This is a genomic window from Pseudomonas silensiensis, from assembly GCF_050434865.1.
Taxonomy (GTDB): Bacteria; Pseudomonadota; Gammaproteobacteria; order Pseudomonadales; family Pseudomonadaceae; genus Aquipseudomonas; species Aquipseudomonas fluorescens_W.
On the sequence record NZ_JBNDJH010000009.1, the window covers coordinates 13,335 to 29,894 of the forward strand.

Genomic DNA, 16,560 nt, shown 5'->3' on the forward strand with positions numbered 1-16,560 from the left:
GCTGTCAGCAGCATAGGCCAACTGGACACGAGTATGCGGTGCGGCGACGAAATCGTCACCGGGGTGTTGGGCGCAAACGTGACGGCCGCCCCATAAGGGCGGCCGTTTTTCGTTGGATCAGCTGTTGTTGTGATCGATTTTGATGGTCGGGTCACTGCCGGCAATCAACGAGTGAATGTTGGCGCTGGACCAGTTGTTGCCTTCCAGTTTGATCGTCACATCCGGTGCCGCTGCGGCGTCGGCGCCGTTGAACTTGCCGGCGGAGCTGACTTGCAGGGACGAAACGCCATCCACGGTGGTGATCTTCAGGAAGTTGTCGATGGTGCTGCCGGTTTCACCCTGCAGCAGATCGCGCAAGTCGATGCGATCACCCTCGCTGGCCTTGAAGTCCTTGATCACGTCGCTGCCGGTGTCACCAGCCTTCCAGACGAAGGTGTCGGCACCTGAGCCACCGATCAGAATATCGTTGCCCTGACCGCCCATCAGCGAGTCGTTACCGCTGCCACCGAGCAGGATGTCATTGCCCTTGCCGGCGTCGAGGAGGTCGTTGCCACCCTGGCCGAAGAGAATGTCATTGCCGGCACCGCCCAGCAGCGAGTCATTGCCGTCATGCGCCCCGGACACATCGAACGCGGTGTAGTGCTCGGTGATGAACTGGTGCACGTTGCTGGTGGTGACTTTGCTGGCGTCCACGCCGGTTTCTTTTGCGACGAACGCCTGCATCGCCTGATAACCCTCACCGGCAACGCCGTTGAAGCTCACCAGGTCGCCGAACAGGATGTCGTTGCCGTCACCGCCATTGACCGTGTCCGCGCCTGGCATCGTCGCTTCGGTGTGACCGATGATCGAGTTGGCCAAGTTACTCGGATCAATGTTGGTTTGCGGCGTATGGTCCGAGTCGTACGGTCTCAGGTCGGCAAGGGTGACGCCCTTGTTCAGACCAATGGCTTCAACGTTGGACACATTGCTCAGCAGCGCGAAGCTGGAGGTGGAGTTGTCGACGATGGTCTGTGTACTGCCGCTGTCCGTCAGGGACAACTCGTAAGTACCATCGCCCTGCGCGTGAACGCTACCCACGTCACTGGCTTTCCAGTTCTTGGAGCCGTTTAAGGTGTACAGCGTCGCATTCCCGTCACTGTCGATGGTCAGTTTGTGAGTACTGTCGATTGTCGTGGAGAAGGTATCTCCCGGCTTGTAATTGCTGGTTTTCACCACGTCATCGAGCTTCACGTTGCCGTACAGCGTCGGGTTGGTCTGTTCGCCACTCTGGTAGTAGTTCGGCTGGCCGTCGGTGATGAAGTATGTGAGGTTCTTCGCCCCGGTGTTGGCCACGGCGGCAGCGCTCTGGAACCAATTGGCCGTGGTTTTGAATACATCTTCGTAGTTCGTCACACCGCCGGACGACATCGAGTCCAGTACCGATTTGAGCGTGGTCAGGGCGTTCGGATCGTTCAGGTTGACCGATACCGACTTGTTGACCTGGGTATCGAAGTCCACCAGGAAGATGTTCACGGTGCCCGAGTTGCCGCCCATGCTCTGCTTGAGGGTGTTGAATACCGAGGTCAGCGAGTCCTTGGCTGAGTTGATCGACGACGCGCTCATGCTGCCCGAGCTGTCGACCATGAACGCGATGTTGTAGTTGGTGCCCGGCACCACGGTCAGCCCGCCGATGTCGGCGACCATGATGTCGTTGCCGTCAGTGCCGGTGATGGTGTCGTCCGCCGCCGTGGCGGTGGTGGCGTTGTAGACCGCCGGGTAAACCGTGACCGGGATTGTCGCGGTGCTTTGCGCCGAACCGCCGAGCGATTCGGTGGAGGCCGAGGTCACGGTCAGGTTGAATTGGCCGTTGTAGTACGGCGGCGGAGTGACGGTCAGGGAGCCGAGGTTCCAGCCGGTGACGTTGGCTTCGCCGGACGTCGCGCTGGCGGTGAAGGTGTGGCCGGCGCCATCGGTCAGTACCGAGCCTGCCGGAATCCCGCTGATTTTCACGCTCAGGCTTTCGGAGCCGTCGATGTCAGTCAGGGCCGTCTTGATCGCAGACAGATGAACGCTGGTCCCTTCCGCGGCTTCATTGAGTTTGTAGCCTTCGTAGTAGCCTTCGCCGCTGGTGCCGTGCAAATCGGACACTGTCACGCCGGAAGCGGCAAGGTCCGCCACGCCGGTGTACAGCGGCACGCCGGCGCTGCTCAGGTCGACCGCGGCACTGCCGTTGACCGACAGGTTGACGTCATAGCTACCCGGGCCACTCTGGTTGTGGTGGTAAATGTCCAGGGTGTAGTAACCGCTGGTGGTCGGGGTGAACGAACCGTTCAGTTTGCCGCCAGCGCCCCACGTCGTGGCCGCCACGTTTTTACCGCCGATGGTCACCAAAAGGCTGTCATCGCCGGTGCCGCTGAAGGTGTAAGTCTTGCCGGCTTCGAGGTAGATCAGGCCGGAGGTTTTCGACGCCGTGCCAGCCGCGACGCTGCCGTCGGACTGCACGTTGGTCACCGTGTCGCTGGAGTTTGGTTTGCCTGCGCCGTCGATGACACTTTTCAGGGTGCCGGTGGCTGCGCCGCTGCCGTCGGTGCCAAGCGGCAGGCCGGTCCAGACTTCCTTGATCAGGCCTGTGGATTTGACGCTGTTGTCGGCAACGCTCAGGGACGGGGCGTCGGCCACTGGCGTGATGTCGATTTTGATCGTGCCGGTGTTGCCCAGCAGCGAGCCGTCGGTTGGCTGGAATTTGATCTGTGCGTAGTCCGCCAGATTATTACCCAGGCCGGTGTTGTAGCCGTTGCTGCCGGACTCGTTGGCATCCGGCAGGAAGCGCAACTTGCCAGCGTCGATGTCAGCCTTGGTGAACGTCTGGTTGCTCTCTACATCGGTCCAGGTCTTGCCGTCAGTGGCCAGGAACTGCAATTTACCTTCGCCCGGCAGCTGGGTGATTTTCACGCCCAGGTTAGCGGCGGCGCTGTCGACATCACTGACGCCGAAAGTCGACCAGCCGAGGATCAGCGGCGTGTCTTCGGTGCCGGTGACGTTAACCGGTGCGGCGGTCGGTGCATCGTTCACGCCAACCACGTTGACGGTGGTGGTCGCGGTGTTGGAGTAGTTGCTGCCATCGGTCACCGTCACGGTGATGATCCGCGGAACACTGCTCGGGTCATCACTGCTGTTGGTGAAGCTGATGTTCTTGATCTGTTGCATGTAGTCGGCCAGCGTCGCGTTGCCGGACAGCGTCAGCGTGACCGAGCCATCCTTGCTGTCGGCATTGATGGTGATGCCGTTGACGCTGTTACCCAGGTTCAGTGCGTCACCCGGCTGACGGTTGGTCAGCACGATGGTCGCGCCGGTCAGCAAGGTACTGTCCGGGTCGGTGATTTTCAGATCGGTGTCGCCGATCGATACGCCCTGGCCGGTGGTGCCTTCGGTGAAGGTCACGTTGTAGTTGGCACCCGTGGCGCCGCTGGAGTTGTTGGCGTCGAGGTCAAGGACCGGTGGAGCATCATTGTCGATGATCGAGGTGCTGACGCTGCCGTTGGAAGCACTGATCGCCAGGTTCTCGAAGTTGCCTCCGGTGGCCGAGTCAATCTTGACCACGAAGTTTTCAGTGCCTTCGGTGATCCTGTCGTCCAGGGTTGCGACGTTGAAGTTCGCGCTGCTGCCGCCCGCCGGGATCTTCACGTTGTACACACCGGTGAAATCCGAACCGTCGGCGGCGGTGCCGCTGTAGGTTATTTTCAGGGTGACGTCGGTCTGCGCCGGGTTAGTCAGGCTGACGGTGTAGCTGGCGACCTGGCCTTCGGTTACCGAGGTGCTGCCGCTGATGCTGACTTCGGTCTTGTCGAGGGTGTCGGTGACGTTGGTCACTGCCGGAACAGTACTCGGCACCAGACTCTCGAAGTTGCCACCGGTGGCCGTGCTGATCGTGGCGCTGACTTTGCCGGCGTCGATATAGGCGTCGTCTTTCGGCGCATCGACGGTGACGGAACCGCTGGTAGCGTTGGCGGCGATGGTGATCACCGCACCGTTGCTCAGCGTGACGGTCACTGGCGTGCCGGCAGCATTGGTCAGGGTCGCGGTGTAGACGATCGAGCCGCCCTCGGCGACCGAGTTGCTGGCGCTGAGCGACAGGTTGGTGGTGTCGACTGTGTCAGTGACAGAAGTCGAAACCGGGGTTTTGTCGGCGACCAGGTTTTCGTAGTTACCGCCGCTGACGTTGGTGATGGCGTTGGTCAGCGGTGTGTGGCCGTTCAGCGCATCGTTGGGTGCGAGGGTGGTTACGGTGCCGGTGGTTTTACCGACTTCGATGGTGATGGCCTGGCCGTTGGCCAACGACACCGTCACTGGCGAGCCGGTGACCGGCGCGCCGACAGTGGCGGTGTAAGTGACGGTGCCGCCTTCGGCTGCCGACTCAGTGGCTTTCAGGGTCACGGTCGAATTGTCGATGGTGTCAGTGACGCTGGTCACTGCCGGAACCGTGCTTGGTACCAGGTTCTCGAAGTTGCCGCCGGTCGCGGTGCTGATCGTGGCGCTGACTTTGCCGGCGTCGATATAGGCGTCGTCTTTCGGCGCATCAACCGTCACGGTGCCCGTGGTTTTGCCGGCGTCGATGGTGATCACCGCGCCGTTGCTCAGCGTGACGGTCACTGGTGTGCCGGCAGCGTTGGTCAGGGTCGCGGTGTAGACGATCGAGCCGCCTTCGGCCACTGAGTTGCTGGCGCTGAGCGACAGGTTGGTGGTGTCGGTAGTGTCGGTCACGGTGGTGCTGACCGGGGTTTTGTCAGCCACCAGGTTTTCGTAGTTACCGCCGCTGACGTTGGTGATGGCGTTGGTCAGCGGTGTGTGGCCGTTCAGCGCATCGTTGGGTGCGAGGGTGGTTACGGTGCCGGTGGTTTTACCGACTTCGATTGTGATGGCCTGGCCGTTGGTCAACGACACGGTCACTGGCGAACCGGTGACCGGCGCACCGACAGTGGCGGTGTAAGTGACGGTGCCGCCTTCGGCTGCCGACTCCGTGGCTTTCAGGGTCACGGTCGAAGTATCAATGGTGTCGGTGACGCTGGTCACTGCCGGAACCGTGCTCGGTACCAGGTTCTCGAAGTTGCCACCGGTGGCCGTGCTGATCGTGGCGCTGACTTTGCCGGCGTCGATATAGGCGTCGTCTTTCGGCGCATCAACCGTCACGGTGCCCGTGGTTTTGCCAGCGTCGATGGTGATCACCGCGCCGTTGCTCAGCGTGACGGTCACTGGCGTGCCGGCAGCGTTGGTCAGGGTGGCGGTGTAGACGATCGAGCCGCCTTCGGCCACTGAGTTGCTGGCGCTGAGCGACAGGTTGGTGGTGTCGGTAGTGTCGGTCACGGTGGTGCTGACCGGGGTTTTGTCAGCCACCAGGTTTTCGTAGTTACCGCCGCTGACGTTGGTGATGGCGTTGGTCAGCGGTGTGTGGCCGTTCAGCGCATCGTTGGGTGCGAGGGTGGTTACGGTGCCGGTGGTTTTACCGACTTCGATGGTGATGGCCTGGCCGTTGGTCAACGACACGGTCACTGGCGAACCGGTGACCGGCGCGCCGACAGTGGCGGTGTAAGTGACGGTGCCGCCTTCGGCTGCCGACTCCGTGGCTTTCAGGGTCACGGTCGAAGTATCAATGGTGTCGGTGACGCTGGTCACTGCCGGAACCGTGCTTGGTACCAGGTTCTCGAAGTTGCCACCGGTGGCCGTGCTGATCGTGGCGCTGACTTTGCCGGCGTCGATATAGGCGTCGTCTTTCGGCGCATCAACCGTCACGGTGCCCGTGGTTTTGCCAGCGTCGATGGTGATCACCGCGCCGTTGCTCAGCGTGACGGTCACTGGCGTGCCGGCAGCGTTGGTCAGGGTGGCGGTGTAAACGATCGAACCACCTTCAGCCACCGCCCCAGTCGCGCTGAGGCTGACCGTTGTGGTGTCAGCCGTATCGGTAATCGAGGTCTCCGCCGGCTTGCCGTCGACTTCCAGCTTTTCGTAATTGCCGCCCTTGGCGTCGTCGATTTTGACGCTCAGCGAGCCGCCACCCGCGAGGGCATCGTTCGGCGCAACAAAGTTCACGCTGGCACTGCTCGAACCGACCGGAATGGTGATGGTCTGGCCGTTGGACAAGGTCACGACGACCGGCGAACCGGTGACTTCAGCAGACACTGACGCGGTGTAAACCACGGTGCCGCCTTCGGCTACAGTGCCGTTGGCCGTTAAGCTGACCGTCGAAGTATCGAGGGTGTCAGTCACCTCGGTCACTGCCGGAACAGTGCTCGGGACCAGGTTTTCGAAGTTGCCGCCGGTGGCGGTGGTGATCGTGGCGCTGACTTTGCCAGCGTCGATATAGGCATCGTCTTTCGGTGCGTCAAAGCTGACCTGGCCGGACACCGCATCCTTGAGGATGGTGATGGTCGCGCCGTTGCTCAGTTTTACCGTCATGTCGCTACCAGCGGCATGGGATAAGGTCGCCGTGTAGACGATCTGGCCACCTTCCTGGACCGAGCCGCTAGCGCTCAAGGCCAAGCTAGTGGTGTCAGCGGTGTCCGTCACTTTGGTCACGACGGCTGAGCGATCGGTGTCCAGTTTTTCAAAGTTGCCACCAGCACTGTCCGCAATCGCTGCCCTGACGGGCGAGGCGCCGGTGTAGACATCATTTGGCACCGTGTATGGCGCCGAACCGCTGGACTCGCCAGCCTTGATGTTGATCACCAGACCGTTGTTCAGGGTCACGGTCATCGCCGTGTCGGCCGGGTGGCTAAGCGTGGCGGTGTAGACGATCTGACCACCTTCGCCGACGGTGCTCACATCGGCACTGAGCTTCAGTGTCGTGGTGTCGGTGGTGTCATTGACGGTGGTGGTGTGGGTGGTCTTGCTGACGTCGAGCTTCTCGAAGTTGCCGCCGTCGGTGCTGGCGATGCCAACGGTGATCTTGCTGCCGTCCTTGTAGACGTCATCGGCTGGTGCGGGAACAGTAATGGAGCCCGACTTGTCGCCGGCCTTGACCACCACGACCTCGCCATTGCTCAGCTTGACCGTCATATCAGTACCGGCGGCGTTGCTGAGGTTGACGGTGTAAGTGATCGTGCCGCCCTCGACCACGTAGTCGCTGGCGGTCATGGTCACTTTGGTGGTGTCCACGGTATCGCTGACAGCGGTGTCCGCCGGTTTGCTGTCGATGCTCAGTTTTTCGAAGTTACCGCCCTTCGCATCATCAATCTTGACGCTCAAGGAACCGCCGCCAGCCAAGGCGTCGTTCGGCGCGATGAAGTTCACGCTGGCGCTGCTCGAACCGACTGGAATGGTGATGGTCTGGCCGTTGGACAAGGTCACAACGACTGGCGAATCGGTCACTGGCGCGGTGACAGACGCGGTGTAAACCACGGTGCCGCCTTCGGCGACAGTGCCGTTGGCGGTCAGGCTGACTGTCGAGGTGTTGATTGTGTCAGTCACCTCGGTCACTGCCGGGACAGTGCTCGGGACCAGGTTTTCGAAGTTGCCACCGCTGGCATCCTTGATGGTCGCTTCGACTTTGCCGGCATCTTTGTAGACGTCATCTTTCGGCGCATCGACAGTGACGGAACCGCTGGTGGCGTTGGCCGCGATGGTGATCACCGCGCCGTTGCTCAGGGTGACAGTGACCGGTGTGCCGGCCGCGTGGGTCAGGTTTGCGGTGTAAACGATCGAACCGCCTTCCGCCACCGAATCTGTAGCGGTCAGGCTAACGGTGGTGGTGTCAGTCGTATCGGTAATCGAGGTATCCGCAGGCTTGCCGTTAACTTCCAGCTTCTCGTAATTGCCGCCCTTGGCGTCGTCGATCTTGACGCTCAGGGAGCCGCCACCGGCCAGTGCATCGTTCGGCGCCGTGAAGTTCACGCTGGCGCTGCTGGCGCCAACCGGAATGGTGATGGTCTGGCCGTTCGAGAGGGTCACAACCACCGGCGAATCAGTCACCGGCGCGGTGACGGACGCGGTGTAAACCACGGTGCCGCCTTCGGCTACAGTGCCGTTGGCCGTCAGGCTGACTGTCGAGGTGTTGATGGTGTCAGTCACCTCGGTCACTGCCGCCGCCGGGCTGGTCACCAGGTTTTCAAAGTTGCCGCCGCTGGCATCCTTGATGGTCGCTTCAACTTTGCCGGCGTCTTTGTAGACGTCGTCTTTCGGTGCGGCAACGCTGACATGGCCGGACACCGCATCCTTGAGGATTGTGATGGTCGCGCCGTTGCTCAGCTTCACGGTCATGTTGCTGCCGGCGGCCTGGGACAGGGTCGCGGTGTAGACGATCTGGCCACCTTCCTGCACCGAGCCGCTAGCGCTCAAGGTCAGGTTGGTAGTGTCAGCAGTGTCGGTGACTTTGGTGACGACGGCCGAGTGATCGGTGTCCAGTTTTTCGAAGTTGCCGCCGGTGGTTTCCTTGATCGAAGCAAGGACGTCCGCTGCGCCGGTGTAGACGTTATTCGGTACGGTGAAAGACGCAGAGCCGCTGGACTCGCCAGCCTTGATGTTGATCACCAGACCGTTGTTCAGGGTCACGGTCATCGCCGTGTCCGCTGGGTGGTTCAGTGTCGCGGTGTAGTTGATCTGACCACCTTCGCCGACGGTGCCCACGTCTGCGCTGAGTTTCAGCGTGGTGGTGTCGATCGTATCTTTGACGATCGTGTTGTGCGCGGCTTTGTTGACGTCGAGCTTCTCGAAGTCGCCGCCGCTGGTGCTGTCGATGCGGACAGTGATTTTGCTGCCGTCCTTGTAGACGTCATCGGCCGGTGCAGGAACGGTAATGGAGCCCGACTTGTCGCCGGCCTTGATCACGATGCTTTCGCCGTTGCTCAACTTGACCGTCATGTCGGTGCCGGCCGCATTCGTCAGGTTGGCGGTGTAGGTGATGTTGCCGCCTTCAAGCACCTGACCGCTGGCGGTCATGGTCACTTTGGTGGTGTCCAGGGTGTCGCTGATGGCGGTCGAGGTCGGGGTCTTGTCGGCGACCAGATTCTCGTAATTGCCGCCGGTTACATCCTTGATGGCGTTGGTCAGCGGCTCGTGGCCGACCAATGCATCATTCGGGGCTTTAACGGTGATCGAGGCCGTGCTTTCACCGACCGGGATGGTGATTTTTTCACCATTGGCCAAGGTGACGACCACGTCCTTGCCGGTGACCTTCGAAGTCACGGAAGCGGTGTACACCACGTTGCCGCCTTCGGCTGCGGTGGGCGTTGCCTTCAGGCTGACCGTCGACGTATTGAGGGTGTCAGTCACTTCTGTGACCGCAGCTGCCGGGCTGGTGACCAGGTTTTCGAAGTTGCCGCCGCTGGCGCTTTTGATGGTCGCTTCGACTTTGCCCGCGTCTTTATAAACGTCATCGGCAGGTGCCTTGACGGTCACGGAGCCGCTGGTCGCGTTGGCGGCGATGGTGATCACGGCGCCGTTCGACAGGTTCACGGTGACCGGCGTGCCGGCCGCGTTGGTCAGGGTGGCGGTGTAAACAATCGAACCACCTTCGGCGACCGAGTCAGTCGCGCTTAGGCTGAGGGTGGTGGTGTCGGCAGAGTCAGTCACCGAGGTGTCCGCCGCCTTGCCGTTAACTTCCAGCTTCTCGTAATTGCCGCCCTTGGCGTCGTCGATCTTGACGCTCAAGGCGCCGCCGCCGGCGAGGGCATCGTTCGGCGCAGTGAAGTTTACGCTGGCGCTGCTGGCGCCAACCGGAATGGTGATGGTCTGACCGTTCGAGAGGGTCACAACCACGGGCGAATCAGTCACCGGCGCGGTGACGGACGCGGTGTAAACCACGGTCCCGCCTTCGGCCACAGTGCCGTTGGCGGTCAGACTGACCGTGGAAGTATCGAGGGTGTCAGTCACTTCCGTGATGGCAGCTGCGGGGCTGGTGACCAGGTTTTCGAAATTGCCGCCGCTGGCGTCCTTGATGGTCGCTTCGATTTTGCCGGCGTCTTTGTAGACGTCATCGGCAGGTGCCTTGATGGTCACGGAACCGCTGGTAGCGTTGGCGGCGATGGTGATCACGGCGCCGTTCGACAGGTTCACGGTGACCGGCGTGCCGGCCGCGTTGGTCAGGGTGGCGGTGTAAACAATCGAACCACCTTCGGCGACCGAGTCAGTCGCGCTTAGGCTGAGGGTGGTGGTGTCGGCAGAGTCAGTCACCGAGGTGTCCGCCGCCTTGCCGTTAACTTCCAGCTTCTCGTAATTGCCGCCCTTGGCGTCGTCGATCTTGACGCTCAGGGAGCCGCCACCGGCCAGCGCATCGTTCGGCGCGGTGAAGTTCACGCTGGCACTGCTGGCGCCAACCGGAATGGTGATGGTCTGACCGTTCGAGAGGGTCACAACCACGGACGAGTCGGTCACCGGCGCGGTGACGGACGCGGTGTAAACCACGGTCCCGCCTTCAGCCACAGTGCCGTTGGCTGTCAGGCTGACTGTCGAAGTATCGAGGGTGTCAGTCACCTCAGTGACTGCCGCTGCCGGGCTGGTGACCAGGTTTTCGAAGTTGCCGCCGCTGGCGTCCTTGATGGTCGCTTCAACTTTGCCGGCATCTTTGTAGACGTCATCGGCAGGTGCCTTGACGGTCACGGAGCCGCTGGTCGCGTTGGCGGCGATGGTGATCACGGCGCCGTTCGACAGGTTCACGGTGACCGGCGTGCCGGCAGCGTGAGTCAGCGTCGCGGTGTAGACAATCGAACCGCCCTCAGCGACCGAATCCGTAGCGCTCAGGCTCAGGGTGGTGGTGTCTTTGACGTCGGTTACCGACGTGACTGCCGGGGTTTGATTCGCCACCAGGTTTTCGTAGTTGCCACCGGTGGTGCCGTCGATTTTCACGCTCAGCGAATCGCCGCCAGCCAGTGCATCGTTCGGTGCGGTGAAGTTCACGCTGGCACTGCTGGCGCCAACCGGAATGGTAATGCTCTGGCCATTGGACAAGGTCACGACAACCGGCGAACCGGTCACTGGCGCGTTGACCGACGCGGTGTACACCACGGTGCCGCCTTCAGCCACAGTGCTGTTGGCCGTCAGACTGACTGTCGACGTATTGAGGGTGTCGGTCACGTCGGTAACCGCTGGCGTCTTGTCGGCCACCAGGTTCTCGAAGTTGCCGCCGGCAGTCTTGGTGATGCTGGCTTCAACTTTGCCGGCGTCTTTGTAGACGTCATCCTTCGGCGCGGCAAAATTCACCGAACCGGTGGTGGCGCCCTTGGCAATGTGGATCACCGCGCCGTTGTTCAACGTCACGGTCATGGCGGAGCCAGCGGCATTGGTCAGGGTCGCGGTGTAGACAATCGAACCGCCCTCGGCGACCGAGCCGGTGGCGCTCAGGCTCAGGCCGGTGGTGTCTGCCGAATCGGTGACGGTGGTGACCGCCGGCGAATGGTCGGTGACGACTTTTTCGAAGTTGCCGCCGCTCTGGCTGGCAATCGTAGCCTGGACTTTGCCGCCGTCGATGTACGGGGTGTTGGCCGGTGCAGCGAAGTCGACCGAACCGGTGGTGGCGCCGGCGGCGATGGTGATTACCGCGCCGTTGCTCAACTTCACGGTCATGGCCGTGTCTGTCGGGTTGCTCAGGGTCGCGGTGTAGGTGATCTGGCCACCTTCGCTGACGGTATTGCTGGCCGACAGCGACAAGGACGTGGAGTCGAGGGTGTCGGTGACGGTGGTGGTCACTGACGCCTTGCTGATGTCGAGTTTTTCGAAGTTGCCACCGCTGGCATCCGTCATCGTCACGGAGAGCTTGCCGGCATCTTTGTAGGCGTCATCGCTTGGCGCCGCGATGGTCACCGAACCGGTGGTTTTGCCGGCGTCGATGGTGATGGTCTCGCCGTTGCTCAGCTTGACGGTCACCGGCGTTTGCGCGGCGTTGGTGAGGGTCGCGGTGTAGGTGATGTGCGAGCCTTCGAGCACCGACTTTTCAGCGCTGAGGGTCAGGTGCGTGGTGTTGACTGTGTCGGCGACGTTGGTCACGGCCGGGGTCGGGCTGGCGACCAGGTTTTCAAAGTTGCCGCCGGCGGCGTCCTTGATGGTGACTTCCAGTTTGCCGGCGTCCTTGTAGACGTCGTCTTTCGGTGCATCGACTTTCACGGTGCCGGTGGTTTTACCGGCATCGATGGTGATGGTTGCGCCGTTGCTCAACGTCACGGTCACCGGGCTGCCGGCTGCATGGGTCAGGGTGGCGGTGTAGGTGATCTGGCCGCCTTCTTTGACGTTGCCGGTGGCGCTCAGCGACAGGGTGGTGGTGTCGACGGTGTCGGTCACGCTGGTGCTGACCGGGGTTTTATCGGCGACCAGGTTTTCGTAGTTGCCGCCGCTGACTTTGGTGATCGAGTTGGTCAACGGCGCGTGGCCGCTGAGCACATCGTTCGAGACCACGGCATTGACCGTGCCGCTGCTTTGGCCAACGCCAATGGTGATGGTCTGGCCGTTGGACAAGGTCACCACCACTGGCGAACCGGTGACCGGTGCGCCGACCGACGCGGTGTAAACCACGGTGCCGCCCTCGGCCACGCTGTCGGTGGCGGTCAGGGTGACGGTTGAGGTGTCGACCGTGTCTTTGACGGTGGTGGTCACTGACGCTTTGCTGATGTCCAGTTTTTCGAAGTTGCCACCGCTGGCATCCGTCATGGTCACGGTGAGCTTGCCGGTATCTTTGTAGACGTCATCGCTTGGCGCCGCGATGGTCACCGAACCGGTGGTTTTGCCGGCGTCGATGGTGATGGTTTCGCCGTTGCTCAGCTTGACGGTCACCGGCGTTTGCGCGGCGTTGGTGAGGGTCGCGGTGTAGGTGATGTGCGAGCCTTCGAGCACCGACTTTTCAGCACTGAGGGTCAGGTGTGTGGTGTTGACTGTGTCGGCCACGTTGGTCACGGCCGGGGCCGGGCTGGTGACCAGGTTTTCAAAGTTGCCGCCGGCGGCGTCCTTGATGGTGACTTCCAGTTTGCCGGCGTCCTTGTAGACGTCGTCTTTCGGTGCATCGACTTTCACAGTGCCGGTGGTTTTACCGGCATCGATGGTGATGGTTGCGCCGTTGCTCAACGTCACGGTCACCGGGCTGCCGGCCGCATGGGTCAGGGTGGCGGTGTAGGTGATCTGGCCGCCTTCTTTGACGTTGCCGGTGGCGCTCAGCGACAGGGTGGTGGTGTCGACGGTGTCGGTCACGCTGGTGCTGACGGGGGTTTTATCGGCGACCAGGTTTTCGTAGTTGCCGCCGCTGACTTTGGTGATCGAGTTGGTCAACGGCGCGTGGCCGCTGAGTACATCGTTCGAGACCACGGCATTGACCGTGCCGCTGCTTTGGCCAACGCCAATGGTGATGGTCTGACCGTTGGACAAGGTCACCACCACCGGTGAACCGGTGACCGGTGCACCGACCGAGGCGGTGTAAACCACGGTGCCGCCCTCGGCCACGCTGCTGGTGGCGGTCAGGGTGACGGTCGAGGTGTCGAGGGTGTCGGTGACGGTGGTGACGGCTGCAGCCGGGCTTTTGACCAGGTTTTCAAAGTTGCCACCGGTGGCCGTAGTGATCGTGGTGCTGACTTTGCCGGCGTCAATGTAGGCATCATCTTTTGGTGCATCGACGGTGACGGAACCGCTGGTAGCGTTGGCAGCGATGGTGATCACTGCGCCGTTGCTCAATGTCACGGTCACTGGCGTGCCGGCAGCGTTGGTCAGGGTGGCGGTGTAGACGATCGAGCCGCCTTCCGCCACGGAATCTGTCGCGGTCAGGCTAACGGTGGTGGTGTCAGCCGTATCGGTAATCGAGGTATTCGCCGGCTTGCTGTCGACTTCCAGCTTCTCGTAGTTACCGCCCTTGGCGTCGTCGATCTTGACGCTCAGCGAACCGCCGCCGGCCAGTGCATCGTTCGGCGCAACAAAGTTCACGCTGGCGCTGCTCGATCCGACCGGAATGGTGATGGTCTGGCCGTTGGACAAGGTCACAACCACCGGTGAGTCGGTCACTGGCGCGGTGACGGATGCGGTGTAAACCACGGTCCCGCCTTCGGTCACAGAGCCGTTAGCCGTCAGACTGACCGTCGAGGTATTGATCGTGTCGGTCACTTCGGTCACTGCCGGAACCGTGCTCGGCACCAGGTTCTCGAAGTTACCACCGGTGGCGGTGCTGATTGTGGCGCTGACTTTGCCGGCGTCGATGTAGGCATCGTCTTTCGGCGCGTCGACGGTGACGGAACCGCTGGTGGCGTTGGCGGCGATGGTGATCACTGCGCCGTTGCTCAGGGTGACAGTGACCGGAGTGCCGGCAGCGTGGGTCAGGGTTGCGGTGTAAACGATCGAACCGCCCTCGGCCACTACGGTGGACGCCGACAGGCTCAGGCCGGTGTCATCCTTGGAGTCAGTGATAGTGGTCAGCGCCGGCTCGGTGCTCGGGGTCAGCTGCTCGAAATTGCCACCGGTGGTCCCGGTGATGGTGGTGCTGACAGTGCTGCCATTGTTGTAGACGTCATTGGCTGCGGTATCGACGGTCACGCTGCCGGTGGTCTTGCCCGCGTCGATGGTGATGACCGAGCCATTGCTCAATGTCACGGTCATCGGCGTGCCGGCCGGGTTGGTCAAAGTGGCGGTGTAAGTGATCTGACCGCCTTCGACGACGGAGCCGGTGGCGGTGAGGCTCAGGCCGGTGTTGTCTTTCGAGTCGGTAATGGTGGTCAGCGCCGGCTCGGTGCTCGGGGTCAGTTGCTCGAAATTGCCACCGGTGGTCCCGGTGATGGTGGTGCTGACAGTGCTGCCATTGTTGTAGACGTCATTGGCTGCGGTATCGACGGTCACGCTGCCGGTGGTCTTGCCCGCTTCGATGGTGATGACCGAGCCATTGCTCAATGTCACGGTCATCGGCGTGCCGGCCGGGTTGGTCAAAGTGGCGGTGTAAGTGATCTGACCGCCTTCGACGACGGAGCCGGTGGCGGTGAGGCTCAGGCCGGTGTTGTCTTTCGAGTCGGTAATGGTGGTCAGCGCCGGCTCGGTGCTCGGGGTCAGCTGCTCGAAATTGCCACCGCTGGCGCCAGTGATAGTGGTGCTAACGGTGCTGCCGTTCTGATAAACATCATTGGCCGGGGTGTCGACGTTCACGGAACCGGTGGTTTTGCCGGCTTCGATGGTGATGGTCGAGCCGTTGGACAGGGTGACAGTGACCGGCGTTTGAGCAGGATTGGTCAGGGTCGCGGTGTAGGTGATCTGGCCGCCTTCGGTGACGGTAGATCCCGCCGTCAGTGTGACGGTGGTGGTGTCCGGCGAGTCGGTAATGGTGGTCACGGCCGGAGCCGGGTTTGGCACCAGGTTCTCAAAGTTACCGCCGGTGGCGCCAGTGATCGTGGTGCTGACGGTGCTGCCGTTCTGATAAACGTCATTGGCCGGGGTGTCGACGTTCACGGAACCGGTGGTTTTGCCGGCGTCGATGGTGATGGTCGAGCCGTTGGACAACGTGATGGTGACCGGCGTCTGCGCCGGGTTGGTCAATGTCGCGGTGTAGGTGATCTGGCCGCCTTCGGTAACGTTGGCGCCGGCGGTCAAGGTGACCGTGGTGGTATCGACGGTGTCAGTGACCTGGGTCACGGCCGGGGTTGTCGGCGGGGTGACGATGATGCCGCTGCCGCCCGTAGTGCCGGTGACGGATACGTTGATTTGGGTCGGGTCGCTATAGACAGTGTCGTTCGGCGCAAGCGGGACGTTGACGGTACCGGTCAACTGGCCGGCCTGGATCACGATCACCGAGCCATTGGACAGGGTGATGGTCAGGTCGGTCAGCGGAGCCTGGGTCAACGTCGCGGTGTAAACCAGCACGCCACCGGCTTCGGTGATGGTCGGCGTGGCGCTCAAGGTCAGGGTCGATTCGCGCTGCACGTTGGCGCTGGTATCGGCTGTCTGGCCACCGATGGTGTTCTGTGCAGCCAACGCGGCAGTGCCGATGCCCGCGGTCGGGAAACCAATGGTCGGGTCGACCCGGCCAGCGGTTGCATCCAGCATCACGAAGCTGTGGCCGCCACCTGCGGCGCCGCCTGTGCCGGCAGCTGTCGGGCCGGCTGCGGTGGCTTCAAGGTCGGTGGTCGGGTCGGCGCCGGCAACGATGGCTTGCTGCAGCTCTTCAACCGATGGCGCGGCTTGTGCTGTGGCTTGTGCAAGGTCAGCGCTGGAGTCGGGGTCGCTGCCGCTCCACTGAGTGTCGCGGCCCAGGTCCAGGGTCCGGCCGTCAGCCAGTTCGAGCGTGACGGCGCCTGCCGCGCCAGTGTCTACCTGATCGCCGACAAACAAGCGGTCGCCTTCAACGAGCACGCGGCGCACGCCCTCTGGGGACACCGCGAAAACCTGACCGACAATGCTTTTGACGATGGCCACAACACTGCTCATTGAAGACTCTCCGGGTGTCGCATTCAGTTGACTTCCATGAACCTGGCGGCGTGTTTGCCAAACAGTCTGGATGTTCTTTCAAGGTATTAGAGGCACAACTTTGACGCGGGTATTCGTCAACAATTTGGCTATATTTTTTCGCTATAAACTTTATGCCAAACTATTGACCTTCCGCCTGTCATCCTAAACACTCGCCTCTGTAATGTCACATTGATATTT

Annotated in this window: 1 protein-coding gene; it reads right to left on the bottom strand. The window is 61.8% G+C overall.

Going from position 1 to position 16,560, the window contains the following annotated elements; translation table 11 throughout:
- Positions 1-117 precede the first annotated feature (117 nt).
- A complete protein-coding gene (locus tag QF010_RS14695) occupies positions 118-16,341 on the bottom strand; it encodes a LapA family giant adhesin (protein WP_429533391.1) in 16,224 nt (5,407 codons plus the stop codon).
- Between the last annotated feature and the right edge of the window lie 219 nt (positions 16,342-16,560).